Consider the following 23,667-nt stretch of genomic DNA (forward strand, 5'->3'; position numbering starts at 1 on the left):
CCGGACGGCCACCGCCCGCAGCTCGCCGCCTGACCAGCGGCGGGTCACGGCGACGCGGTCGAGGACGGGCCGCAGATGATGGCGATCGCGGTCCAGGCGCTCACGGGCCTGCAGTACCTCTCCCTGCTGGTGACGGCCGGACTCCTCCTGTGCAGGGTCACCGTGGCGCGGGGCAGGGACGCTGCGCAGGCTCTCGGCTCCGTCGCCGCGGTGCGGCGGACCAGGGTCCTCGCCTCTGCCGCCGCGCTGACGAGCGTGGCGCTCATGGTGGCGGCGGCGATCGATGTCGCCGGCTGGTCACGATGGACCGCGGGCATCATCCCCCAGCAGCTCGCGGCGGCGGTCCTCGTCGGAACGGGTTCCCTGATCGTCGTCGTCGCGGGCGGCGCGCGGCGGCCCGTGCCCACCCTCGCAGGGGCGCTGCTGGGACTGCTCGGCCCCGCACTCACCGGCCATTCGGTCTCCGTCGGCCCCCGCCCGCTGATGCTCGTGGTCGATGTCGGCCATCTGCTCGCCGGCGCCTTCTGGACCGGTGGCCTGATCGGGACGGTCGCGGTGATCGCCGCGCTGCGCAGCGATGGCACGGCGGAGGAGGCGGTGGTCGTGATCCGTCGCTTCTCGTCCGCCGCCCTCGTGAGCGTCCTCGTCCTCGCGGTGAGCGGAGGCCTGATGACGGTCCTGATCCTCGACGCGCCCGCGGCTCTCGTCACTACCGGATGGGGACGCGCGCTGCTGCTGAAGCTGAGCGTGGTGGGGGTGGCCGTGGGCCTGGCCGCGTGGAACCGAACTCGACTTCTGCCGGCCATCGCGACGGCCGATGCCCCGTGGGAGCGGCTGCTGCGCATCATGCGGCGCGAGGCGGTGCTGCTGCTGGGCGTGCTCGTGGTCACCGGCGTCCTGGTGAACCTGAGCCCCCACGAGAGCCCGCCGGGGGGCGCCCTCGGGAACGGGCAGTCCCCCGTGGGTGCGCAGGAGACCATGCCCATCGCCGCATCTGGGGTGGGGGGACCAGGTGAGCCCGGGGCCCCTAGAATGGCCCCATGACGCCGCCGCCCGAGGACCTCGCGTCCGAGGACGCGAAGATCCCCGCTCCGGCCTCGCCCGACGCTCTGCGCGATGCCATCCTCTCGGTCGCCGCCGGTGACGCGGACTCCTTCGCGGGTCTCTACGACGCCACGAGCGCGCGGGTGCACGGCCTGGTGCTGAGGGTCCTTCGTGACCCCGCACAGGCGGAGGAGGTCACGCAGGAGGTGTACCTCGAGGTCTTCCGACGGGCGGCCGGCTTCGACCCCGCTCGCGGGTCCGCGCTGGCATGGATCCTGACCCTGGCGCACCGCCGGGCGGTGGACAGGGTGCGTTCGTCACAATCACAATCCGATCGGGACGTCGCCTACGAATCCCGTGCAAACACACAGGAGCCGGATCCCACCGGGGAGGCCGCTCTCGCGACGCTCGAGGCGCAGCGGGTGCGGACGGCGCTCGAGCAACTCTCGGAGCGGCAGGCCGAGGCGATACGGCTGGCCTATCTCGACGGTCTGACCCAGACACAGGTCGCCGACAGGCTCGGGATTCCGCTGGGCACCGCGAAGACGAGGCTCCGCGACGGGCTGCTGGCCCTACGACGCATCGTCAGCGCCCCACGGCAGAGGAAGGAGGAGTGATGGCCGGGAAGCATCCCGATCCCGACGAGCACGAGGAGATGGAGTCACTCGTCGTCGCGTCCGTGCTCGACGCCCTCGACCGGCGGCAGCAGGCCGAGGTCGATGCGCACCTGGCCACCTGCCCGCGCTGCCGTACCCTCGAGGCCTCCCTCCGGGAGACGGCGGTCGAGATCTCCGCCGGGCTGGAGAGTGCGCCCCCGGCGCGCCTGCGGGTGAGCGTCCTGGACGCCGTGCGCGCAGAAGCCGCCGCCTCCTCGCCGACGGAGGCACGGATGCGACCGTCGCGCCGCGCGGTGATCGGCAGCGCCCTGGCGCTCGCCGCGAGCGCCGTCGTGGCGACCGGGGTCGTGCTGTCGCGGCCCGGGCGTTCCGAGGAGGATCAGGAGATCGCGAGGGTGCTGACCGCCGGTGACGCCCGGCTCTACTCGACGACCTGGGAGTCCGCGCAGGTCACGGTCGTGCACTCGGCGTCCTCAGCGGCGTCGGTGATCGAGGTGCGGGGCCTGCCCCCGGCTCCCCGTGGTCGTGACTACCAGATCTGGAGCATGAGCCCCGCGGGGCCGGAGGATGCCGGCCTGCTGCGCCCCGATGCCGACGGCCGTGCCCGTCTGCGCATCGGGTCGCACGCTGCAGGAGGAACGGCCGTCAGTCTCGAACCGGCCGGCGGCTCGGAGCAGCCGACGACGTCGCCGTTCATCGCGGTGACCTACTCCTGATCCCCCCGCGGCGACCGGGGAGGGTGCAGATCACACGTCGTCCACGAGTCTCGCGAACACGATGACGTTGTCCGCGTGCCGTCCTTCGCCGTCGACGCTGCCGCCGCAGGTGATCAGACGCAGCTCGGGGCCGGCGGTGTTCCCGTACACGCCCTCGGTGGGGAACGCATCCTTGGGGAAGCGCGCCACGTCGTAGACCTCGAAGGTGGCGGTGCGACCGTCCTCCCGGTCCACCGTGACCCGGTCACCCTTCTGCACGGCGCCGAGCTCGAAGAACACGGACGGCTCACCGCCGTACGTCACATGGCCCTCGATGACCGAGGGGCCGGGCTGGCCCGGCGTCGGCGAGCCGTCGTACCAGGCGGCGTCGTCCTTGCGCGCACCGCTGGGTGCGGGCAGGGTCCCGTCGTCGGCCAGTGAGATCGGGAAGACGTTCCCGTCGATGCCCCGGCCGTCGAGGCGCACCCTCGTGGGCTCCGAGGCGGGAAGCGCCGTCGGGGTGGCCTCCGGAGTGCTGGTCGGCTGCGACGACTCGGGGGTGGTGGGGCGAGACGTCGAGCCGGGGTCCGATGCGGACGCCGAGCTCTCGGTCCCGGCCCCGACGGTGGGCGCCTGCGGCGGAGCCGGCTCCTGTCGCAGCAGCGCGACGACCACCAGCAGCAGACCCACCATGCAGAGCACGCCCAGCGCGGTGGGGGCCCAGGGGCGACCACCGCGCGGGGTGTCGATCATCGACCGTGCCATGGACGGTCTGCCGTCCTCAGTTCTCGCGCCGAGCCGCGCGTCGACGGCTCACCACCATGCCGGCCACACCGGCGGCGGCGAGGACGCCACCCGCGGCGAGGAGGCCGGCGTCCTCGATGCCGGCGGTCGTGCCGTCACCGGTCTCGACCCCGCCCTCGGGCATGTCGGCCATCTGGCTCGCACCGACCACACCGCAGGCCGCGGGATCCGTGGCCTCGCTGGGCAGCGACTCGTCGAGGTCCGACTTCTGGTCGCCGTCGTACTCCCCGCTGCCGTTGTGGTCCACGCCGTGCAGCACGACGACGGCGGTGCCGTCCTCGATGGCCGAGGCGACCTCGTCCGTCACGGTGAAGGTGCGCTCGTAATGACCGCTCTCGGTGGGGAAGTTCGCGACGTCGAGCCCGTGATCGGCCCCGGTCGATCCCTTGGTGGTCAGGGAGGCCCCGACCATGCCGTAGTCGTCGATCGCGTCGGTGACTCGGATCGCCCCGTCCACGCCCGACCCCTTCATGTCGGGATCCGGGCACTTGCCCGCACCGCCGACATGGATGTGCTGGGCGTGCGGGGAGCCCGCGAGCAGGCCCTGGGTGTCCATCTTCACGGTGAGCTCGTCACCGTCGAGGGTGAACCACGCCGTGCCGGACGCGCCGGAGTCGTTGAGCTGGGTGAGATCGGCCTGGTAGCTGTGGGCGTCATCGCCATGGGCCATCGCCGGCGCTGCCGCGCCCGCTCCGATCATCGCCATGGAGGCGGCCATGAGGGTGATGGACTTCATCGTCGTGCGCATGATGTCTCCGTTCCTGGGTCACCGTGCGGCGAGGAGGCCGCAGGGGACGGTGACACCGGTCATTCGGAGCGGTCCCGCGGGCGGATTGGTCCGCTCCCGGATGCGGGACGCCGCGGTCCCGCCCGCCTGGATCCAAAGGTGGAGGTCCGGCGGACCGATCCGATGGGTCTCGAGACCCGTCGCGGCGCCGGGGATCGTGGAGGAGTCAGCATCCCCCTCTCGATCGGAGGACCCATGGTGTCCCTCATCCGCTCCCGACCGCTGCTCAGCTTCTTCGTCCTGGCCTGCGGGCTCAGCTGGCTGGGCTGGCTGAACTACATCCTCTCCCGCAGCGGTCTCGGCGTCATCGACGTCGACTACCCGGTCGTGCTCGGCTCGACCCAGCCGCTCGGTGTCATCCCCGGCGCGTTCCTCGGACCGATCGGTTCCGCGCTCATCGTCACCGCCGTCGTCGACGGGCGCGCAGGCCTGCGCGCCTGGGCGGGTCGGCTGTTCCGCTGGCGCGCGGACTGGCGCTGGTACGCGGTGTCGCTGCTCGCCGTCCCCGCGGGTCTCGTGGCCGTCGGCATCGTGGCCTCGATGGTCATCGGCGGGAGCGTCGTCGCGCCGGCGCCGACCCTCCTCGCGCTCTACGCCCCGGTGCTCGTGCTGCAGCTGGTGACCACCGGTCTGGCGGAGGAGCCCGGCTGGCGGGACTTCGCGCTCAGCCGCCTGCAGCGACGCCACAGCCCGCTCGTGTCGGCCGCGATCCTCGGGCCCGTGTGGGCGCTGTGGCACTACCCGCTGTTCCTCACCGACTGGGCCGAGGGGCCCGGGCGCAGCTGGACCGGCCTGCTTGCCTTCACCGTGTTCTGCCTCGGCTTCAACATCGTCATGTCCTGGATGTTCAACCGGACGGGCGAGTCGCTGCCGCTGTCGATGCTCATGCATGTCAGCGCGAACACCTTCGCCTCCGTGCTGTGGTCGGCCATGTTCCCCTCGATCGCGGCCCAGCACGTGTACCCGCTGCTCGCCCTCGCCGCAGTCGTCGCGGCGGTGGCGGTCGTCGTCGGCACCCGCGGCCGACTCGGCAGGCGGGAGGCGGCCCCGTCCCCGACGGCACGGGCGACCGTCCCGGCGCGTCAGGGGCTACCGTCGGGGTCATGACGGCGAGAAGGACCCCCGCGCCGCCGCGGACCCGTCACCACCACCGGCGGAGGGACGCCGCGGCGGCGCTGGTCTGCCTGGTCCTCGCCCTCGGTACGCTCCTCGTCCTCCCGCTGATCGAGCGCGCGGGCGGGGACCTGGTCAGCTCGCCCGCGCCGGGCACGGGCCCGTGGTGGGGCGTCGCGACCACCCTGCTCGTCCAGGCGGCCGTGCTCGCCGCCTCGCGTCCTGCGCCGCGCCTCGCGCCGGTCACGGTGGCGGCCCTCCCCGTGCCGCTCGCGCTCCTCGCGTCGGGTGGCGCCGTCGGGACGACGACCCTCGCGGTGCTCGTGGCCGCATATCTCACCGGGGTCCGGGTCCGGCGGGAGCAGGCTCCGCCGGTGGCCGCGAGCATGGCCGTGCTCACCGCGGTCGTCACCGGCGTGAACCTCGTGGGATCCGGCGGGACGAGCACCGGTCAGGCGGTCCTCGCCGGGCTGGGGCAGGCGGTGATCGTCATCGGCGCGCCGATGCTCGTCGCTCTCATCGTGGTCAGCCGTCGGCAGGCACGTGGCGCGCAGGAGCGGGAGCTCGCTGCGCTGCGACGCGAGCAGGACGCGCGGATCGCCACCGCGATCGCGGCCGAGCGGACCGCCGTGGCCCGCGATCTCCACGACATCGCCGCCCACCACATGTCGGGCATCGCGATGCTCGCCTCGGCGCTGGAGCGCCAGGTGGACCGCTCTCCGGAGGCGGCGAAGGAGTCCGCCCGGGACATCCGCGCGCAGAGCACCGCCGTGCTCGGCGACCTGCGCCGGCTCGTGGGTCTGCTCCGTGTCGAGGACGCCGCCCCGCTCGCCGACCGTTCGCTCGCCTCCCTCGCGGATCTCGTCGAGCAGCGGTGCGGCGCTGGTACGGCGGGGGCCCTGGTGGTCCTGCCGCCGGAGGCGAATCCCGGCGCTGGGGTCGGCACGCTCGCCCAGCTGGTGGGCTACCGCATGGTGCAGGAGTCCCTCGCGAATGCGGCCGTCCATGCGCCGGGGGCACGCTGCGAGGTCCGCGTCGACGCCACGGCGTCGGACCGGGTACGGATCACCGTGGTCAACGAGGCCCCGCTCCGTGTCGGAGCGAGCAGCGGTCACGGTGGCTTCGGACTCCTCGGCATGCGGGAGCGCGCGGAGCTCGTCGGAGCCGGCCTCGACCACGGCCCCACGGAGGACGGGGGCTGGCACGTCACTCTGGAACTCCCGCGCGAGCGTGCCGACAGGTCGGCCCCGCCGACGGAGGAGAGGAGTGGGCGACCATGATCCGTGTGGTGCTGGCCGATGACCAGGCGCTCGTCCGCAAGGGCCTCGCCTCCCTGCTCGAGGTCGAGGAGGACATCGAGGTCGTCGGCGTCGCGGAGGACGGCGCACGTGCGCTCGAGCTCATCCGCGAGCTGCGGCCCGACGTCGCCTGCCTCGACATCCGCATGCCCCGGATGAACGGCATCGAGGTCGCCGAGGCCATCCGCGACGAGGACGTGGAGGTCCTCATGTTGACCACCTTCGACCTCGACGAGTACGTCTTCGGCGCCCTCGAGGCCGGCGTCGCGGGCTTCCTCCTCAAGGACGCCGACCCGGAGGTGATCGCGCACGCCCCGCGGCAGGTGGCGGCGGGGCGCGGCACGATCGACCAGTCCTTGACCCGTCGGATCCTCCGCGAGGTCGCCGAGCGGCGTCGGCTGCAGCCGGTGGTCGTCCGTGGGCGCGGCGCGGAGGAGCTCCTCACTGCCCGCGAGCGGGACATCCTGCGGCTGCTGGCGGAGGGGATGAGCAACGCCGACATCGGCGCCCAGCTGCACGTGGAGACGTCGACAGTGAAGTCCCACCTCGCGAGGATGCTGCCGAAGCTGGGCGTCACCTCGAGGCTGCAGGCGGTCGTGTGGGCTTACCAGAACCGCGTCGTCGCCACTCGCCCATGAAAGACCTGGCAGCTGGGCGTCGCTGAGGTCGCGTTGTCCCCGTGCACGCCGGAAGAGCACAGTCGTCGTGATGACGTCGGCGCAATGAGTACTCCAAGGGGATCGGTGTCGGGGCTCGCCCTCGAGCAATCCGGGAACCGTGACCCGCGACGTCCACGTCGACTGCTCGGGCCGGGCTGATGGCTTCCGCCGCCGAGTTGCCTCAGAGTGTCCCTGGTTCCGCATCGATCGAATGGTTCAGATCCCGGAGGAAGCGGTTCACGACGGCACGTTCCTCGGGGCTCAGCGCCTCGGCGACGGCGAGCATCCGTCGGTGCATGTCCTGCAAGGTGTCCCGGACCTCTCTTTCCGCGTGCGCGGTGGGGACGACGGCGATAGAGCGACGATCCTCGGGATGCGCCTCGCGGCTCGCATAGCCGTCCCGCACCAGCCGATCCACGAGCGCGCTCGTGGATGCCGCCGTGATGGCCAGGCGCCGGGCCAGTTCCTGCTGGCGCATGACCTCGCCGCGGGAACGGGCCGCCAGGAGCATGCGCAGGGCGAGCAGATCCTTCTCGCCCATGCCCATGTCCTGGCGGACCTTGGACCTCAGGGTCGTGGTCGACTCGCGATAGCGACGCAGCTCGTTGAGGACGTCCACGGACTCGGCGGGCCCGCCGACGATCGTCGGGTACCAGTAGCAGGCGCTCCTCGCCTCCTCCTCCTCGCTCGCATCCATCCGACCTCCAGGTCGCCGGGGCTTGACGTGCTCCACAACAAAACATAGCCTGTCTAACTATTAGATGCCCGATCATAGCAAATCGAGCCTGCTGCGACGATGGAGAACCCGCGCATGATCCTCGCCCCCGCCGTCCCCGGCGAGACCATGACGAGCGTCCCCGAGACAAGGGTCGCCGCTCCCGAGGGAGTCTCCTCCGCGCGGGCGTGCGCCCGAGCTCGTGCTGCCGCACTGCGGCTGCAGGACGTTCGCGAGGCGTCGTTCGCCCTGCTTCACACCGCGGAGGGCGCTCTGCTCGAGGCGCGGATCGGCATCGCCCCCGGCGGTGACTTCGCCACGGTCGTCGCCCACGTCGTGGACGGCATCGTGCCCCTGCTCGGCACGGAGATCGGAGCCGTCGACGCGCGGCGGAGCATCCAGTTCTGCTTCGCGGGGAGACGATGGGCTCGCGCCGGCACCGTGGGCCCGGCGCAGGTGCTGACCATCTCCTAGGCGTGCCGGCCCTGCCCGCCACCGCACCATCCACCACCATGGATCACCATCGATCCGGATCCCCGAGGAGAGACCCCGTGACAGGACATGTGCCGCCCCAGGACGTGGCAGCCGCCGCCCGGCGAGCCGTGGAGTGGATCTCCGAGGGCAGGGCGGGTAAGGGATTCACGGATGTCGGCGATCACCGTGCCCATCAGCTCGCACGCCGTGAGGCGGTGGACGACGATCAGATCGGCAGGATGAAGCGCTACTTCTCCCGGCACCGACACGATGCGGAGGCCGAGGGCTTCCGGCGCGGGGAGGCCAGCTATCCGTCCCCGGGCCGTGTCGCGTGGGACGCATGGGGAGGGTCCGCGGGCCGCGCGTGGGTGGGTCGCGAGAAGTTCGCCGACCTGTGACCCAGGCGTCCCCGGCGCCCAGCCGGGGGTCGCGCGTGTGCGCGCGGTAGCCCGCCCGGACGGCCCCGTCGCGGCGACCAGGGCCACCGACGATGTCCATCGAACGCACTCCCCACGCGGGGGAGGGCGCATCACCGAGAAGAAGGAGCTCCTCATGGAGAACGAGCAGAAGACGCCGGACGCGAAGGACCTCACCCCCGGAGACGTCGCCGCGAAGCTGCGCGACACCAGTGTGGTGATGCTGACGACGGCGGTGGGTGACGGCAAGCTCGTCTCCCACCCCATGACGATCCAGGGAGTGACCGACGAGGCGGACGTGTGGTTCTTCGTCGGTCGCCGCGGGGACCAGGCCCGCGCGCTGAACTCCGGCAGCGCGGTGAACATCTCGATCAGCGAGGCGGGGTCCTGGCTGTCGGTCGCCGGTCATGCGGAGTTCGTGGAGGACGCCGCCACGGTCCGTGAGCTGTGGAACGACTCCGCGGAGGGTTATTTCCCCCAGGGTCCTGACGACCCGGACCTGGCCCTGCTGCGCGTCACCACCGACTCCGCCCAGTTCTGGGGGCTGCCGGGAGGGCGGATCGCCGGGGCGGCCCAGATGGTGCGAGCGATGGTCACGAAGGAGCGGGCGCCGGGCGGCACCGACACCACGGAGCTGTGAGAGGCGTCGGCACGGCGGCGGCGTGAGGGACGCCCTCAGGGCGGCCCCGGGGGCGGTCGGATCAGCTCCCCGCGTCGTCGGCCACCGCGCCGCGGCTCTCCGCGGCACTATCCCCGTCCTCCTCGGTGTACCGGCGCTGACGCTCCCGCTGACCGTGTGTGAGCGAGCGGAGGTCGGTCCCGCTGTCGAAGCTCGAGCCGAGCCCCCCGGCGACCACGCCCATCGCCGCGCTGAGCCAGGCGATGTCGAGGTAGGTGCTCCACGAGGGAGCGTCCCCGATGACGGTCGCCATGTAGTCCGGGGCGATGACGATCGTCCCTCCGGCCAGGATGAGCGCGACGAGCGCGGCGTAGAGCGCGAGCACGCAGAGCAGCAGCGTCCCGACCGTCGAGAGGTTGTACAGCAGGACGACGCGGGCGAGGTTCGAGCGCCGCGGCCGGTCCCAGAGACCGTTGCTGACGATGAGCCACGTCACCATGGCCATGATGGCGAGAGCGCCGATGCCGAGGAGGCGAGGGGTCGAGAGGTACGTGGACATCGCCCAGATGGAGCTGTAGAAGATCCCGAAGGCGCCCGTTGCCGCCGCGGCCGCCATGGCGCTCGACAGGCGGGGCGCGGTGCGGATGGGCTCATTGCCCGCGATCATGCCGAGCACCGTCCGAGGGCCGGCGAGCCACGCCCGCGCGCGGAGCATGGCGTGCCCGTCCTCTCCCTCGGCCTCGATCCAGTGCGACCAGCGGGTGCCCACCCGCACGCCCGGACGGGGCTCAGGCGGCGGATGCATGCGGCGGGCGCAGTCCACGAGGGCGTCGATAATCCTCGAGCGGTTCCGGAAGGCGCCCAGGGTGGGGCAGGAGACGACCGCGACGCGCTCGGCGGGGAAGATCTCCGCGATCAGGGGGCGGCCATCGATCAGGCGAGGGATCTCCGTGAGCAGCAGGACCACATCGGGTCCCTCGTACTGCTCGGCGAGGGCGACGGCGTCGCCGAGATCCAGCGAATCGTCCGGGCGGAGGCGCAGCATCGAGGTGTGCAGCAGCAGCCGGACGGGCTCCCGGAAGGTCGCGTCGAGGAGTCCCTGGAGATCATCGCGCACGGCCTGAGCGCGGCGCGTGGGGAGCCCGGGGTCGGAGATGAGGAGGATGCTCACCGGTCCTCGGGAGGTGTCCTGCACGTCGAGCTCCGATCATGGTCGCGGGTGGATCGCCGCCGGGCGGGCGGTGCGCCTCTCGCGCACGGCGAGCAGCGGCGGGGCCCGTTCCGGCGCCCGTCGAGCCTACGAGACGTCGGGCGCTGCGTGCCGGCGGCACCCACCTGACGCGTGCGAGTCCGGACCGCGTGGTCGACCCGGGCTCGTGCGCGCTCGCAGCCCGTAGTGTGGCGCGCATGAGCACTTCTCCGGGGATCCTCGACGGCATCGACGCGGCCGTGGGGCGCACCCCTCTGGTGCGGCTCTCCCGACTCTTCCCCGACAGCGACGTCGAGATCCTCGCGAAGCTCGAGTCGGTGAACCCCGGCGGCAGCACGAAGGACCGCCCCGCGCTCGCCATGGTGCGGGAGGCGATCGCCTCCGGTCGCCTGAGGGAGGGCGGGACCGTCGTCGAGTCGAGCTCGGGCAACCTCGGGGTCGCCCTGGCGCGCGTGTGCTGCACCCGCGGCATCCGATTCGTGTGCGTGGTGGACTCCAGGACGAACCGGTCCACGATGGCCGCGATCCGTGCGCTGGGCGGCGAGATCGACCTGGTGGCCGAGCCCGATCCCCTCACCGGGGATCTGCTCACGGCGCGGCTGGCCCGCGTGACCGCGCTCCTGGAGGACATCCCGGGCGCCGTGAACCTGTACCAGTACGGCAACCCCGCCAATCCCGGTGCGCACCGCGAGGGCACCATGCGGGAGATCGCCGAGGCCACCGATCACCGGCTGGACGTGATGCTCGCAGCGGTCAGCACGACGGGGACGATCGCAGGGTGCAGCGCTTACGTGCGCGAGCACGCGATGGCCACACGCATGATCGCGGTGGACGCGGTGGGCAGCGTGCTCTTCGGCGGTGCCGGCGCCGCGCGGCCGCTGCCCGGCATCGGCGCGGGCGTGGTCACGGAGACCTCACGGACGGTCGTCCCCGACGAGGTGCACCGGATCGGTGCGGTGGACGCCGTCGCCGGCGCCCGGCTTCTCGCACAGCGGGAGGGGATCCTCGCAGGTGCGTCCACCGGTGCGATCGTGCGCGCCATGGCGTCCCTCCTCCCGCGGCTCGAGGCGGGTGCCCGGATCGCCTTCATCGTGCATGACGGCGGTGCCCCGTACCTCGACACGGTCTACGACGACGACTGGGTCCGCCGCGTCATCGGCGCCGATGCGTCCACGCTCGCCGCGGCCCAGGACTCGCTGATCTCCGCGTCACTCCGTGGTTGACCCGGACCGCCGGCGTGCGGCGATCATCGGGGCGGGGCCGAAGGCCCTGTTCGCCCTGGAGGCGCTGCTGGCCCGGCTCACCTCCCGACCCGACGCCCCCCGCTGGGCCATCACCGTGATCGACCCCGGGAGTCATCCGGGCACCGGCGCCGCGTACCAGCTCGAGCAGCCGGAGCTCCTGCGGCTGAACGTCTCCGCCGCGATCCTGGACGCTCCGGTGAGCCGGACCTTCCCCGGGTTCCCCGACTGGGTCGGCACGCATCGGCCCGACCTCGCGGGAGAGGTCTACCCGCCCCGGGCGGTGATCGGGGGCTACCTCACCGCACGGTGGCGGGCCCTGGTCGCCGCCCTCGGCGAGGTCGCCGACCTGCAGCCGGTGGCGGCGCGTGCGGTCGCGGTGCGACCGCACGGCCGGCGATGGCNCCCACGGCCGGCGATGGCTGGTGGAGTGCGAGCCGCGGCTGTCCCGCGACGAGTTCGACGAGGTGCTCGTCGCGACCGGGCACGGCCGGCACCATGAGGGCGAGCTCGCGCGGTCGTGGTCCTCCGTGGTCCCGCTGCGGCCCGCCGTCCTCCCGGTCGCCACCATGCTCTCGCCCTCCTCCGTCCCCGCCGGCTCGCGTGCGGTGGTGCGCGGGGCGGCGCTGACCTTCCTCGATGCCGCGCTCGCGCTGACGGAGGGAAGAGGGGCGACCTTCGTGCCGGCGCCCGGCCGGCCCGGGGTCCTCCTCCACCAGCGCGGCCCGGGTGAGCCGGCCACCCTTCTGCCCACCTCCCGGCAGGGGATCCTGCTGGATGCCAAGCCCGATCCGGGCACCCCCGCGGCGGAGGTCGATGCGGCCGTCATCGCCGGAGCGGCGCAGCGGCTGGAGGACCTCGACCGGCGCGACCCCCTTCTCGCGGAGCGCCTCCTTGCGGAGATCACCTCCGCGGCGGCGCTCCTGCTGGGCGGCCCGGAGGATCACCCAAAGGTCCAGGCCACTCTGCGCTCCGGTGCGGCACCGGATGCGCGGCGCGGCGCGGAACAGGCGCTGCGGCGCAGTGTCGACGTCGCCCTGGGGCATCGTGCTCCGGGGGCCGCGTGGGCCCTGGGTCGGGCGTGGTCCCGCCTGTACCCGCAGGTCACCGCGGCACTGAGGGGTTCCGACATGTCCTCTCAGCAGTGGGCCGTGCTGCAGCGTGCGTCGCGGACCCTGGAGCGCTTCGCCTTCGGCCCGCCGCTCGTCACCGCGCAGAAGCTCCTCGCGATGATCGACTCCGGAGCGGTGGACCTCAGCTGGCTCGACGCCGGCGTGTCCCCGACCCCGGCGGGAATTCTGCCGAGCTCGTCGGAGGTCGACCTGGTCATCGATGCGGTCCTCGCTCCGCCGGGCCTCGTCACGCTCCTCGATCCCCTGCCCCGCCAGCTGCTGGAGGAGCGGATCGTCGCCGTGCGGCCGGGGCGCCGGGGTGCGATGGTCGACGCCGACGGCACCGCGCTGGACGTCAGCGGCCGGAGACGTGAGCACCTCGCGCTGATCGGACGGCCGACGGAGGACGATGTGATCGGGCACGACACGCTGAACCGGCACCTGCACCATGAGATCGAGAACTGGGCCGCGCGTGTGGCCGCCACTGCTGCCGAGGAGGGACCGTGTGATCGTGGAAGACCTGAGTGAGGGCTGTCATGGGCTGCCGCCGCTGCCCGCTCGACTGGAGCCCTGGATGCAGGAGGTGCTCGCCGATGCGGAGGGGTGCGCGGCGATGCTGGAGGAGCACGGGAGCCCTCTGAACCTCCACGACTTCTCCGCCCTGGCCCGGAACGCCGCGGAGCTCGAGCGGCCCGCGGAGCGCGCCGGCGTGCGCCTGCGGATCTTCGCGGCCCGCAAGGCGAACAAGACGCTGGGGATGATGGACGCCGCGCACGCCGCCGGTCACGGGGTGGACGTGGGGAGCTATCGGGAGCTCGCGCAGGCCCTGGACCGGGGGATCCCGGCCGCCGACATCGTGGTCACCGCCGCGGTCAAGCCGCGCCCGCTGCTGCGACTGGCGCTGGACTCCGGCGCCCTGCTGGTCCTGGACAACCTGGACGAGGCGTCGTCGCTGGCCGCGGAGGTCGCCGACCGGCAGGAGACGGGGTCGCACCCGATCGCCCTCCGCCTCGCACCGACCCCCGACGAGCTCATCGCACCGACCCGGTTCGGGGAGTCCGCATCGACGTGGCAGGACTGGGCGAGGGAGCCGGGGGCCCTGCAGGGCCTGCGGATCGAGGGGGTCCACTTCCACCTCCACGGCTATGACGTGGAGGCGCGTGCGCGCGCCGTCGGCGAGTCGACGGTGTTGATCGATGCGCTGCGGGAGGCGGGGCATCGGCCCTGGTTCCTCGACATCGGCGGCGGGATCCCCATGTCCTATCTCGATGACGCCGGGCGATGGGACGCGTTCTGGGTGGCCCACGACGGGCAGGGCCGCGCCCCCGGGGAGGAGGTCACCTGGCGCGGCGAGCGCCTGCGCCAGGTCTACCCGTACCACCAGGCCCTGACCCGTGGCGCCTGGATGGAGGAGCTGCTGCGACGTGTGGCGCGTGATCTCCGGGCACGGGATCTCGAGCTGCGGTGCGAACCCGGCCGATCGTTGCTGGACGGCTGCGGGATGACCCTTGCCCGGGTGGTCCAGCGAACGGGGACCAGTGACGGGATCCCGCTGGTGGGAGTGGAGATGAACCGCACGCAGTGCAGGTCCACCTCCGACGACTTCCTGGTGGACCCGGTGCTGGTCCGCACCGGGGGCACCGCCTCGGGACCGATGGAGGGATACCTGGTGGGCGCGTACTGCATCGAGGCCGAGCTGATCCTGCGACGCCGGCTGGCGTTCCCCGGCGGCGTCGCCGTGGGGGACGTGCTCGCGCTGCCGAACACGGCGGGCTATCTCATGCACATCCTGGAGAGCGCCTCGCATCAGCTCCCCCTTGCCTCCAATGTGGTGAAGGAGGGTACCGGGTTCCGGCGCGACGGCATCGACGCGCTGTCGCCGATGCGCCCGTGAGGCGCACCGGCGGGAGGAGTCAGCCGGGGGCGCCGGCCAGCACCTGGTCCGCGCGGAAGAGCAGCTGGGCGAGCTCGCCGCGGGTGACGGCGGTGGCGTCCGCCTTCAGGCCGGTGAGGGCGGAGGGCAGCAGTCCGGAGTCCCGCAGCCAGGCGAGCGCCGAGGTGGTGGGGTCCGCGTCCGCGGCGGCGAGGTCGGTGACGGCCTGGCTGTGGCCGCGGGCGCTGAGGCTGGGCCGGAGCAGGGCGGTGAGGGTCTGGGAGGCGCTCTCGCGGCTCGCCGGCTCGTCCGGGTGCACGCACAGCGACAGGTCGCCCCACAGGGCCGCGTGCCCGAACAGCCACAGCTGCGCGTCGCGCCGCTCGGGGACGGTGTCGAGGTCCGCGAGCATGGCCGGCACGGCCTCCGACGGCACCGCCGGCGCGCCCGCGAAGCGGTGCAGGGCGAGGGCCAGGTCGCCGCGGGTGACGGCGTTCCCCGGCGCGTAGCTGCCGTCCTCGAGGGCCGGCTGGACCCCGTTGGCGTCCGCCCAGCGGTAGGCCTCGAGCGCGTCGTCGTCGGCGCCGACGTCGGTGAACGTCCCGTCGGCCGTGCTCGCGGAGGCGTCCCCGCGCTGCAGCAGGAGGGCCCCGGCCGTGACCGGGAGGGCGACGGCGGCGATCGCCGCGGAGCCGAGCAGCACGGTGCGCCGGCGGTGCGGGCGCGCGGTCGGCGCCGGGGTGGCCGGCGAGGCCGCAGGGGCCGACGGGGTGGCGGTGACCGGTCGCGTCGGCGCGGCGTCGGCGACCGGCGGGACCGGGACGGCCGGGGCCGTGCGCGGCGCCGCAGGAGCCGGCTCGGGGACCGGCGTCGGGGCCGTCGGACTCGGCATCGCCGCAGGTCGCGCCGGGGTGGGCGCCCCGGGACGGCCCGCGCGCACATGCGGGGCCGCCGGTCGCCTCACAGCCATCCCAGCTCCCGCATGCGACGGATGAGCGTCCAGCCCACGGCGAGGTTGCCCCAGCCGTTGAGGTGGATCAGGTCGTGGGCGATGAGCACCGGCGGCACCACGCCCTGCGCGAGCGCGTCCTGCGTGGTCGCCTGCTCGAGCACCTGCAGCGGGGCGAGCGGTGCGCAGCTCAGCCCGCTCTCCGAGGTGAGCAGGGCCTGCACGTCCACGAAATGGTCCCCGTAGCGGGAGGCCTGCTCGGCGTTGACCGCCGCGAGCGCCTCCGCCGTGGCCGAGCCGCGGGGGTCGTGCTCCGTCGCCCACTGGCCGAGCACCAGGGTGTCCTGCTCCGGGTCCGGCGCGGCGTCCCACATGCGCTGGGTGTCCTCGAGCACGCGGGCGGTGTCGAGGATGTTGTTCTTGCCCATCCACAGCACCTGACGGGCGCCCGCGGTCTGCTCGGCGAGGGCGGAGACGAGCCGGCCCGCGGTCACCGTGGCGGAGGCGTCGCTCGGGGTGAAGATCCAGGTCCCGGTGCTGCCGTCGATCTGCCCGGGCACGTCGCCCACGCTCGCGGGGAAGCGGATCCGGCCGTGGGGCGGGAGGTCCAGGTCGAGTGCCACGGCCACGGCGCCGGTGGTGGCGTCCGGGGGGCCCTGCGGGGTGGCCTGCGGCGTGTCGAGGCCCCGCATGAGCACGGCGTGCTGGGACCAGGTCGCACCGACGCCGTGCGCGTGGACGGTGCCGGGGGCGACCGTGAGCGCGAGGTGCTCGTGGATGCGGATGGGCAGCGGGGTGGACTCGTCGCCCCGCTCGGAGCTCATCGAGGAGGAGCCCCACAGGGCGAGGTCGCGGGTGCCGCTCGCGGTGAGCAGGGCGCGGGCCGCGGCGCTGCCGATCGCGGCGGTGGTGGAGGGGAGGGGCGCCGGGGCCGCCGGTGCGGCGACGAGGTGCGGCGCGGGCATCGAGGACCTCCGGGACCTGACGGGGTGGGCATCCCCACCGGTGCCCGATCACCGCCTACTCTACGGTCCCCGCGACGCCCTCCGGAAGGTCTCACGGCCGACGTGACGCAGTCGCCTCCCTCGCCCCTGACCAGGGGCGGGGCGCGGCCGTCGGCCCGCCTCCTCGCCCTGCGGGCGGGTCAGTCCAGGGCGTAGTCGACGACCACGGGGGAGTGGTCGGAGAGCCGCACGCCGAGGTGGTCGCGGTCCACCTCCGCGCGCACCGCGGAACGGGCCAGGCGCGGCGTCGCGAGGTGGTAGTCGATCCGCCAGCCGGCGTCGTTGGCGAAGGACTGCCCGAGCCACGACCACCACGAGTACGGGCCCGCCGTGTCCGGATGCAGGCGACGCACCACGTCCACGAGCGTGCGGGAGGACAGCTGCGCGCTCAGCCACTCCCGCTCCTCCGGCAGGAAGCCGTCGGTCTGCTGGTTGCGGCGCCACGCGGCGAGGTCCCGCTCGGTGTGCGCGATGTTGAGGTCGCCCATGAGCAGGAACTCCCGGCCCTGCGCGGCCGCGGCCCGCCGGGTGCGGGTGAGATAGCGGGAGAACGCCGCCATGAAGCCCATCTTGCGCGTGTACTTCGCGCCGCCGTCGGGCGCCTCCCGCATCCGCTCCGGGCGCTGCAGGTGCGCGGGGAGGCCGCCCTTGGGCAGGTACAGGCAGGCGATCGTCACCGGCGCGTCCGCGAGGTCCACTTCGAGGTAACGGCCCTGGTGGGCGAAGGGGCCGAGGCCCCGTGCGAGAGCCACGTGGTCCGTTGCCGGCACCTCCCGCAGCGGGGCCGACGGGCCGCCGACGAGCGCGCTCCCGGACCAGGTGCGCACCGCCGCCGGCGGCTCCCGCGTGAGCACCGCGACCCCGTTCCGGCCGGGCAGCGTGCCCGTCTCGAGCGCCACGTGGAAGTCGCCGAACGCGCCCTCGGGAAGCACCGCCGCCTGCGCGCGCACCTCCTGCAGGGCGACCACGTCGCAGCCGCGGCCGACGAGCCAGTCGCCGAACCCGCGGCGGTGCGCGGCACGGATCCCGTTGACGTTGGCGGTCGCGATGCGGAGCATCCTCCGAGGCTATCGGCGAGGGTGCCGCGAGCGGTGCGGGCCGAGGCGTGCTGCGCCGCATGGACCGCAGGAAAGTACCGGTTCTGCGCCAGAGTCGTGCTGGATCGCCCCGCGACGCCCTGCGACGCTGAACCAGCCCGGACGCCACTGCCCGGGCCTCCCCTCCGGCCCGTCCCCATCGCGACGGACCCGACGACGAGCACGAAGGAGTGCCATGGTTCTCGGAATGCCCCGACGGCTGGTGTTCGGCTACATCGCCCTCGCGATCTTCATGACGGGTGACGGCTTCGACCTCACCTTCCTCTCGCGATACCTCGTCACCCAGCAAGGATTCACGCCCCAGCAGGCTGGCCTCGTCCTCACCGTCTACGGTCTCGTCGTCGCGATCTCCGCCTGGACCACGGGCGTGCTCGCCGAGACCTTCGGCCCCAAGCGCCTGATGCTCCTGGGCGGCGTGCTGTGGATCGTCCTGCACCTGCTCTTCCTCACCGTCGGCGTGCAGGACCCCGTCCTCGCCGTGCTCACCTACGGGCTGCGTGGCGTCGCCTATCCGCTCTTCATGTACTCCTTCGTCGTCCTCATCGCCCAGTCCACGGACCCCGCGCGGCTCGCGAGCGCCATGGGCTGGTTCTGGGCGGCGTTCTCCATCGGTCTCGGCACCCTCGGTGCCTTCATCCCCTCGCTCACGATCCCCGCGATCGGTGAGCGGGCCACCCTCTGGATCGCGCCCGTCTTCGTCGCCGCCGGCACCCTGGTCTGCCTGCTGCTCGTCCCCGGCGCGCCCCGCGGTGCGATCTCCACGCAGGTGCTCACCCGCGCCGAGCGGGCACGCGAGCTGCTGCGCGGCATCACGATCCTCGCCGAGCGCCCGCAGATCTCCCTCGCCGTGATCATCCGCGTGCTGTGCAACCTCACCCTGTACGGCTTCCCGCTGATGATGCCGCTCTACCTCACAGGCCTGTACTCGGACTCGCAGGCCTGGTTCACGCAGACCGAGTGGATCCGCCTGTGGGGCGTCGTCTCCGCGATCGAGATCCTCACGAACATCCTCTGGGGCCGGCTCGGCGACCGCTACGGCTGGATGCGCCAGATGCGCTGGTTCGGGTTCGGCGGCATGGCGATCGCGACGCTCGGCTTCGGCTACGTGCCCCACCTGTTCGGCGACTCGCTGGTCATGATGTACGCCGCCGGCATCCTCTTCGCGGTCTCCGTGACCGCTTTCGTGCCGATGGGCGCGATCTTCCCGGCCCTCGCCCCCGAGCACCGCGGCGCCGCGATCTCCGCCCACAACCTCGCGTCCGGACTCACCACCTTCATCGGCCCCGGCATCGTCACCCTGTTCCAGCCGCTCGTCGGCTCCCTCGGCGTGATCTGGATCTTCGCCGGCCTCATGGTGCTCGGCACGCTCACCACCCTCGTGATCCGGCCCCCGCAGCCCGGCATCACCGACGCCGACGGCCGGCCCCTGACCCGCGCGGAGCGACGCGCTCGCCGACACGCCCCGGCCGCCCCTCAGGCGGACCTCATCGGCGCCGTCTGACAGCAGTCGCCCGACCCACCCAGCCCGGCCGACCCCGACCGACCGCCGCCGCTGCGCCGACACCGCGGCCCCGGCACCCCGCCCGCTCACGCTCCCGTCCCGGAAGGACACCCCATGCCCGGCACCACCCCGACCCGCCCCGCGACCGCACCGGGCAGCGCCACCATGCGCGCCGTCGTGCTCCAGGAGAAGGGCCGCATCACCCTCGAGGACGTCCCCCGCCCCGGTGACCCCGGTCCCGGCGAGGTGCGCATCGCGATGCACACCGTCGGCATCTGCGGCTCCGACGTGCACTACTACACGCACGGCGCGATCGGGGGCTTCGTCGTCACCGCGCCGATGATCCTCGGCCACGAGGGCTCCGGCACCGTCCTCGCGATCGGCGAGGGCGTCGAGAACCTCGCCGTCGGCGACCGCGTCGTCATGGAGCCCGGCGTTCCGGACCCCCGCTCCCGCGCCGCCCGCGAGGGCATCTACAACGTCGACCCGGCCGTGCGCTTCTGGGCCACCCCGCCGTACGACGGCTGCCTCGCGGAGGAGGTCCTCCACCCTGCGGAGTACACCTTCCGCCTGCCCGACTCGCTCTCCTTCGCCGAAGGCGCGCTCATCGAACCCTTCGCCGTCGGCATGCAGGCGGCGACCAAGGCTCGCCTCCGACCCGGCGACATCGCCGCCGTGGTGGGCTGCGGGACCATCGGCATCATGACCGCGATCGCCGCGCTGAACGGCGGCGCCGCCCGCGTCTACGTCTCCGACCTCGCCCCGGAGAAGCTCGCGCTCATCGAGGGGATCCCGGGCCTGGTCCCGGTCGACGCCACGAAGGAGAGCCTCGCCGAGCGCGTGCGCCGGGACACCGGCGGCTGGGGCCCGCAGGCGGTGTTCGAGGCCTCCGGCGCGGCCCCCTCCTACGAGTCGATCTGGGACGCCCCCGCCCCGGGCGGTGTGCTCGTCGTGGTCGGCATGCCCACCCGACCCGTCACCTTCGACACCACGAAGGCGCAGGTCCGCGAGCTGCGCATCGAGACCGTGTTCCGCTACGCGAACGTGCACCAGAAGGCGATCGACCTCGCCGCCGGTCCCGGAGTGGACCTCGCACCGCTGGTCACGAAGACCTTCCCGGTCGCCGACGCGGTCGCCGCCTTCGACCGGGGCGCCGAGGGCAGGCCCACGGACACCAAGCTGCAGATCACCTTCGCGGATCCCGAGGAGGGCTGAGCCCGGTCGCCGACGGCGGGCCCGACGGCGCCCCCACGGGGGATATCGTCGGCCCACAGCCGAGGCCGGGAGAGGGGGTGACGGACATGGTCGCCATCGGGGATCCGCTCGCGCCCGTGCGCGAGCTCGTTCTCATGGACTCCGCGAGCGCGCTGCGCTGGTTCCGGCATGACTACCCGCACCCCCTCGCCCGCTGGCACCACCATCCCGAGATCGAGCTGCACCTCGTCACCGGCTCCACCGGCACCGCGCAGATCGGCGGCGCGGCGCGCGCGTTCGGGCCCGGGGCCTTCTACCTCGTGGGCTCCGGGCTGCCGCACAACTGGGTCTCCTCCATCGCGGAGGGCGAGGTCGTCACCGGGCGCGACGCGCTGATCCAGGTGGACCTCGAGCTGCTCTCCCGGATCGCCGCCACCGTGCCGGACCTGGTCCGGATCCCGCCGCTGCTCGAGGAGGCCCGCTGCGGCATCCAGTTCCACGGCCGCACCCGCGCCCGGGCCGAGGCGCTGCTCCTCGGGATCGCCGAACGGCGCGGGGCGAGCCGCTTCGCCGGACTGCTCGAGCTGCTCGACGTGCTGGCCGGCGCCCCTCCCGAGGAGCGTGACCTGCTGAACGACCGTGCGCTGGACTCGACCCTGGGCCAGCACGACTCCGAGCTGTTCGACCGGGCGATGGCCTACGTGCACGAGCATCTGCAGGAGCCGCTGCGGCTCGAGGACCTCGCCGCGGAGCTGGGTCGCGGGCCCACCGTCGTCTCGCGCCTGTTCTCCCGGGCCACGGGCGTCGGCTTCTCCCGCACCGTGATCCGGATGCGGGTCTCCGAGGCGTGCCGCCTGCTGCTCATGACGGACCGCCCCGTGGCCGAGATCTGCTTCGACGCCGGCTTCTCGAACCTCTCGAACTTCAACCGACGGTTCCGCGAGGAGACGGGGACGACGCCGCGCGCCTACCGTGCGGCGCGTCCCACCGATCCCGGCCCCGAGGACGACTCCCTCTCTGAGCCGGCGTCGGGTCTCAGCTGACCGGGTCCCCCTGGACCGGGCCCTCGGTGTTGGGCTTCCAGCCGAGCGCCGGGGCGACGTGCCGGGCGAAGCTCTCGAGGATCTGGAGGTTCAGCTCGACGCCGGCCTGACTGGGGATGGTGAGCATGAGCGTGTCCGCGGACTGCACCGCGGCGTCGGCCTTCAGCTCCTCGATCAGCTGGTCGGGCTCGCCCGCGTAGGTGCGGCCGAAGGTCGAGCGGGTGCCGTCGATGATGCCGATCTGGTCCGAGCCCTCGCCGGGCCGTGCACCGAACAGCATCCGGTCCTGCGCGGTGACGATGGGGAACACGCTGCGCGAGACGGAGACGCGCGGGGCGTGGGTGTGCCCGGCCTCGCGGAAGGCGGTGCGAAAGGCGTCGATCTGCTCCGCCTGGAGGTCGCCGAACGCGGCGCCGGTGGCCTCGGTGAGCAGGGTCGAGCTCATCATGTTCAGGCCCAGCTGGCCGGTCCACTCGGCGGTCGCGCGGGAGCCGGCACCCCACCAGATGTGGCGGATGAGCTCGGCGGACTGCGGCTCGATCGCGAGCGGGGCGTGCGGGGCGGCGTCGGACATGTAGGGCTGGGCGGCGGCGCGGGTCATCGGCTCGCCCTGGATGGCCTTCAGGAACACGTCGAACTTCGCGCGGGCGATGTCCGCGCCGCGCGGGTCCGTGGAGCCGGTGTAGCCGAAGGACTCCCAGCCGCGTTCCGCGGCCTCGGGGGCGCCGCGGGAGATGCCGAGGGCGACGCGGCCGTCGGCGATGAGGTCGAGGGCGGCGGCCTCCTCGGCGAGGTAGAGCGGGTTCTCGTAGCGCATGTCGATCACGCCGGTGCCCACCTCGATGCGCTGCGTGCGCGCAGCGACCGCGGAGAGCAGCGGCATCGGGGAGGCGGCCTGCCGCGCGAAGTGGTGCACGCGGAAGGAGGCGTTGTTGACGCCGATCTCCTCCGCGCCCACGCCGATGTCGATCGCGTCGTGGAGCATCTGGCGGGCGCTGAGGCCGCCCTGGGCGGGGCTGCCGCCGTAGTGGCCGAAGCTGAGGAATCCGAAAGCGCGCATGGTCGCACCGACCTCCTAAGATCGTTGAATATTGGACCAGTGTAGGTCGTGCAGGCCGGCGCGTCGAGTGCGCAGCAGGGTCTGCGCCGTCACCTGGGCACTGCCCATCTCCTCGGCATCCCCGGTCGACGCCGTCGTCACCAGAGCGCCCTCGTAGAGCTGATGCAGCACCGCGCCGAGTTCCGCCTCGCCGGCGATCGAGGTGAACAGCGCGCGCATCCATGCCTTCTCCTCCCGCAGCAGCTCCGCCGCCGGACCCGGCCGCGCACCCACCTCCGCCCAGGCGATCTGGAAGCTGCATCCGCGGGCAGGATCCCGGGTCCACCGCCGCGCCTCCTCGAACACCGTCGCCGCGGCGAGTGGCGGCGGCAGCGGCGGCGACGCGTCGAGCTCCGCGAGCAGATGCAGCTGCCAGGAGCGGATCCGACGCCGCAGATACGCGACGATCACGCCCTCCTTCGAGCCGAAGCGCTGATAGATCGTGCGCTTCGTGGTGCCCGCGCGCTCTGCGAGCAGGTCCACCCCGGTGACGGTGATCCCGCGCTCGTAGAAGAGGTCCGTCGCCGCCGCGAGGATCGCCTCCCCCGCCGGTGTGGAGCGGGAGTCCGCGACGGGGCGGGGTAGGTCGAGGGCGGTCATCGGCGGGTTCCTCTCGAGGGGGTGGGCGCGTGGGCGCCGGACGCTCGATGTGGGGGTGGGAAGAGGGAACTGCGAGTATACCGATCGGTGTGTTTACCGCGCCGGGTGAAGAGTCTTGCCTGATCAGTCGTGTTCGTGCTCTGCTGGAGCTCTGGCTTCGTGGGATCCGCGCTGCCCCCCGCGGGCGCCCCGGCCGCCGCTGTGCTCGCCTGGCGCTACCTGATCACGGCGGCCCTGCTGGTCCCCGTCGCGCTCCCCGTGCTGCGCCGTTCAGGGCTCGCGCCGCGCGACCTCGCCCAGCAGGCGGTGCTCGGGATCCTGGGCCCCGCGGTGTTCCTGGGCGGCGTGTTCGGCGGCACCGCCGCCGGCGTGGACCCGGGCACGAGCGCCATCGTCTGCGCGATGCAGCCGCTCGTCATCCTGGTCGTGCTCCGCGTGCGCCACGGGGAGCGGATCGGTGGGCGGCGCACCGCGGGGATCGTGCTCGGCACCGCGGCGGTGCT

The 23,667-nt window shown here is 73.2% G+C and carries 25 protein-coding genes and 1 pseudogene; 17 read left to right on the plus strand and 9 right to left on the minus strand.

Annotation, left to right across the window (positions count from 1 at the left end; all coding sequences use genetic code 11):
* Window positions 1-78: 78 nt before the first annotated feature.
* Genes ABD080_RS05195 through ABD080_RS05205 form a run of 3 tightly spaced genes read left to right on the plus strand, consistent with a single transcriptional unit; the run spans window position 79 to window position 2,377 of the window.
* A complete protein-coding gene (locus ABD080_RS05195) occupies window positions 79-1,044 on the plus strand; it encodes a copper resistance D family protein (RefSeq protein WP_343903887.1) in 966 nt (321 codons plus the stop codon).
* Window positions 1,041-1,661 (plus strand): ECF RNA polymerase sigma factor SigK, encoded by a 621-nt coding sequence (gene sigK, locus ABD080_RS05200; protein WP_137769456.1) that lies wholly within the window; start codon window positions 1,041-1,043, stop codon window positions 1,659-1,661. The genes ABD080_RS05195 and sigK overlap by 4 nt, the downstream gene beginning before the upstream one ends.
* Window positions 1,661-2,377, plus strand: a complete 717-nt coding sequence (locus ABD080_RS05205; protein ID WP_137769457.1) for an anti-sigma factor — start codon at window positions 1,661-1,663, stop codon at window positions 2,375-2,377. The genes sigK and ABD080_RS05205 overlap by 1 nt, the downstream gene beginning before the upstream one ends.
* Window positions 2,378-2,407: 30 nt before the next feature.
* On the opposite strand, the gene ABD080_RS05210 is transcribed toward ABD080_RS05205, so the two are convergent.
* Window positions 2,408-3,121 (minus strand): class F sortase, encoded by a 714-nt coding sequence (locus ABD080_RS05210; RefSeq protein WP_343903888.1) that lies wholly within the window; start codon window positions 3,119-3,121, stop codon window positions 2,408-2,410.
* A gap of 16 nt (window positions 3,122-3,137) precedes the next feature.
* Complete coding sequence (locus ABD080_RS05215; RefSeq protein ID WP_137769458.1) at window positions 3,138-3,908, minus strand: CHRD domain-containing protein; 771 nt, start codon at window positions 3,906-3,908, stop codon at window positions 3,138-3,140.
* Window positions 3,909-4,142: 234 nt separating this feature from the next.
* Between ABD080_RS05215 and ABD080_RS05220 the strand changes: the two genes are divergently transcribed.
* From ABD080_RS05220 to ABD080_RS05230, 3 genes are read left to right on the plus strand one after another with little or no spacing between them, the layout of a single operon-like run.
* Window positions 4,143-5,054, plus strand: a complete 912-nt coding sequence (locus tag ABD080_RS05220) for a CPBP family glutamic-type intramembrane protease (RefSeq protein ID WP_343903889.1) — start codon at window positions 4,143-4,145, stop codon at window positions 5,052-5,054.
* On the plus strand, window positions 5,051-6,340 hold the full coding sequence (locus ABD080_RS05225) for a sensor histidine kinase (protein WP_343903890.1): 1,290 nt from the start codon (window positions 5,051-5,053) through the stop codon (window positions 6,338-6,340). Before ABD080_RS05220 ends, ABD080_RS05225 begins: the two co-directional genes overlap by 4 nt.
* On the plus strand, window positions 6,337-6,996 hold the full coding sequence (locus ABD080_RS05230) for a response regulator (RefSeq protein ID WP_343903891.1): 660 nt from the start codon (window positions 6,337-6,339) through the stop codon (window positions 6,994-6,996). Before ABD080_RS05225 ends, ABD080_RS05230 begins: the two co-directional genes overlap by 4 nt.
* 202 nt (window positions 6,997-7,198) lie before the next feature.
* On the opposite strand, the gene ABD080_RS05235 is transcribed toward ABD080_RS05230, so the two are convergent.
* Window positions 7,199-7,714, minus strand: coding sequence for a MarR family winged helix-turn-helix transcriptional regulator (locus ABD080_RS05235; RefSeq protein ID WP_343903892.1), 516 nt, complete (start codon window positions 7,712-7,714; stop codon window positions 7,199-7,201).
* Between the two features lie 114 nt (window positions 7,715-7,828).
* Between ABD080_RS05235 and ABD080_RS05240 the strand changes: the two genes are divergently transcribed.
* From ABD080_RS05240 to ABD080_RS05250, 3 genes are all read left to right on the plus strand, one after another.
* Complete coding sequence (locus ABD080_RS05240) at window positions 7,829-8,206, plus strand: hypothetical protein (RefSeq protein ID WP_137769463.1); 378 nt, start codon at window positions 7,829-7,831, stop codon at window positions 8,204-8,206.
* 104 nt (window positions 8,207-8,310) lie between these two features.
* Window positions 8,311-8,604, plus strand: a complete 294-nt coding sequence (locus tag ABD080_RS05245) for a hypothetical protein (RefSeq protein WP_343903893.1) — start codon at window positions 8,311-8,313, stop codon at window positions 8,602-8,604.
* Between the two features lie 154 nt (window positions 8,605-8,758).
* Window positions 8,759-9,262, plus strand: a complete 504-nt coding sequence (locus ABD080_RS05250; RefSeq protein ID WP_137769465.1) for a pyridoxamine 5'-phosphate oxidase family protein — start codon at window positions 8,759-8,761, stop codon at window positions 9,260-9,262.
* A gap of 61 nt (window positions 9,263-9,323) precedes the next feature.
* Here ABD080_RS05250 and ABD080_RS05255 read toward each other — a convergent pair whose 3' ends face one another.
* Window positions 9,324-10,412, minus strand: a complete 1,089-nt coding sequence (locus ABD080_RS05255; protein WP_264451366.1) for a hypothetical protein — start codon at window positions 10,410-10,412, stop codon at window positions 9,324-9,326.
* Window positions 10,413-10,648: 236 nt separating this feature from the next.
* Here ABD080_RS05255 and sbnA point away from each other — a divergent pair, with 236 nt between their 5' ends.
* The 4 genes from sbnA to ABD080_RS05275 all read left to right on the plus strand — a co-directional run bounded on the left by sbnA (window position 10,649) and on the right by ABD080_RS05275 (window position 14,698).
* Window positions 10,649-11,674, plus strand: a complete 1,026-nt coding sequence (sbnA, locus tag ABD080_RS05260; RefSeq protein ID WP_137769466.1) for a 2,3-diaminopropionate biosynthesis protein SbnA — start codon at window positions 10,649-10,651, stop codon at window positions 11,672-11,674.
* Window positions 11,667-12,194 carry an FAD/NAD(P)-binding protein gene (locus tag ABD080_RS05265; protein ID WP_343903894.1) on the plus strand — a complete coding sequence of 176 codons (528 nt, stop codon included), beginning with the start codon at window positions 11,667-11,669 and terminating at the stop codon, window positions 12,192-12,194. Before sbnA ends, ABD080_RS05265 begins: the two co-directional genes overlap by 8 nt.
* Window positions 12,118-13,332 carry an FAD/NAD(P)-binding protein gene (locus ABD080_RS05270; RefSeq protein ID WP_343903895.1) on the plus strand — a complete coding sequence of 405 codons (1,215 nt, stop codon included), beginning with the start codon at window positions 12,118-12,120 and terminating at the stop codon, window positions 13,330-13,332. The genes ABD080_RS05265 and ABD080_RS05270 overlap by 77 nt, the downstream gene beginning before the upstream one ends.
* Complete coding sequence (locus ABD080_RS05275; protein WP_343903896.1) at window positions 13,316-14,698, plus strand: alanine racemase; 1,383 nt, start codon at window positions 13,316-13,318, stop codon at window positions 14,696-14,698. Before ABD080_RS05270 ends, ABD080_RS05275 begins: the two co-directional genes overlap by 17 nt.
* 19 nt (window positions 14,699-14,717) lie before the next feature.
* On the opposite strand, the gene ABD080_RS05280 is transcribed toward ABD080_RS05275, so the two are convergent.
* From ABD080_RS05280 to ABD080_RS05290, 3 genes are all read right to left on the minus strand, one after another.
* The gene (locus ABD080_RS05280; protein WP_343903897.1) at window positions 14,718-15,569 is read right to left on the minus strand and encodes a hypothetical protein; all 852 of its coding nucleotides are present in this window, start codon (window positions 15,567-15,569) and stop codon (window positions 14,718-14,720) included.
* 68 nt (window positions 15,570-15,637) lie between these two features.
* Complete coding sequence (locus ABD080_RS05285; RefSeq protein ID WP_343903898.1) at window positions 15,638-16,591, minus strand: hypothetical protein; 954 nt, start codon at window positions 16,589-16,591, stop codon at window positions 15,638-15,640.
* A gap of 179 nt (window positions 16,592-16,770) precedes the next feature.
* Window positions 16,771-17,688, minus strand: coding sequence for an exodeoxyribonuclease III (locus ABD080_RS05290; protein WP_343903899.1), 918 nt, complete (start codon window positions 17,686-17,688; stop codon window positions 16,771-16,773).
* Between ABD080_RS05290 and ABD080_RS05295 the strand changes: the two genes are divergently transcribed.
* The 3 genes from ABD080_RS05295 to ABD080_RS05305 all read left to right on the plus strand — a co-directional run bounded on the left by ABD080_RS05295 (window position 17,678) and on the right by ABD080_RS05305 (window position 21,465).
* Entirely contained in the window at window positions 17,678-19,228 is a 1,551-nt protein-coding gene (locus tag ABD080_RS05295) for an MFS transporter (RefSeq protein ID WP_343903900.1), read from the plus strand. The two genes, ABD080_RS05290 and ABD080_RS05295, sit on opposite strands and share 11 nt — an antisense overlap.
* A 114-nt stretch (window positions 19,229-19,342) precedes the next feature.
* A complete protein-coding gene (locus ABD080_RS05300) occupies window positions 19,343-20,443 on the plus strand; it encodes an NAD(P)-dependent alcohol dehydrogenase (protein ID WP_343903901.1) in 1,101 nt (366 codons plus the stop codon).
* 116 nt (window positions 20,444-20,559) lie between these two features.
* The gene (locus tag ABD080_RS05305) at window positions 20,560-21,465 is read left to right on the plus strand and encodes a helix-turn-helix domain-containing protein (protein WP_343903902.1); all 906 of its coding nucleotides are present in this window, start codon (window positions 20,560-20,562) and stop codon (window positions 21,463-21,465) included.
* On the opposite strand, the gene ABD080_RS05310 is transcribed toward ABD080_RS05305, so the two are convergent.
* Entirely contained in the window at window positions 21,458-22,525 is a 1,068-nt protein-coding gene (locus ABD080_RS05310; protein ID WP_343903903.1) for an LLM class flavin-dependent oxidoreductase, read from the minus strand. The two genes, ABD080_RS05305 and ABD080_RS05310, sit on opposite strands and share 8 nt — an antisense overlap.
* 15 nt (window positions 22,526-22,540) lie before the next feature.
* The gene (locus ABD080_RS05315) at window positions 22,541-23,164 is read right to left on the minus strand and encodes a TetR/AcrR family transcriptional regulator (RefSeq protein WP_343903904.1); all 624 of its coding nucleotides are present in this window, start codon (window positions 23,162-23,164) and stop codon (window positions 22,541-22,543) included.
* A gap of 135 nt (window positions 23,165-23,299) precedes the next feature.
* On the opposite strand from ABD080_RS05315, the pseudogene ABD080_RS16805 reads away from it, so the two are divergent.
* Window positions 23,300-23,665 (plus strand): annotated as a pseudogene (locus ABD080_RS16805) (EamA family transporter); the annotation flags it as partial.
* Between the last annotated feature and the right edge of the window lie 2 nt (window positions 23,666-23,667).

Origin of the sequence: Brachybacterium rhamnosum (assembly GCF_039526185.1) — a bacterium.
GTDB classification, from domain to species: Bacteria; Actinomycetota; Actinomycetes; order Actinomycetales; family Dermabacteraceae; genus Brachybacterium; species Brachybacterium rhamnosum.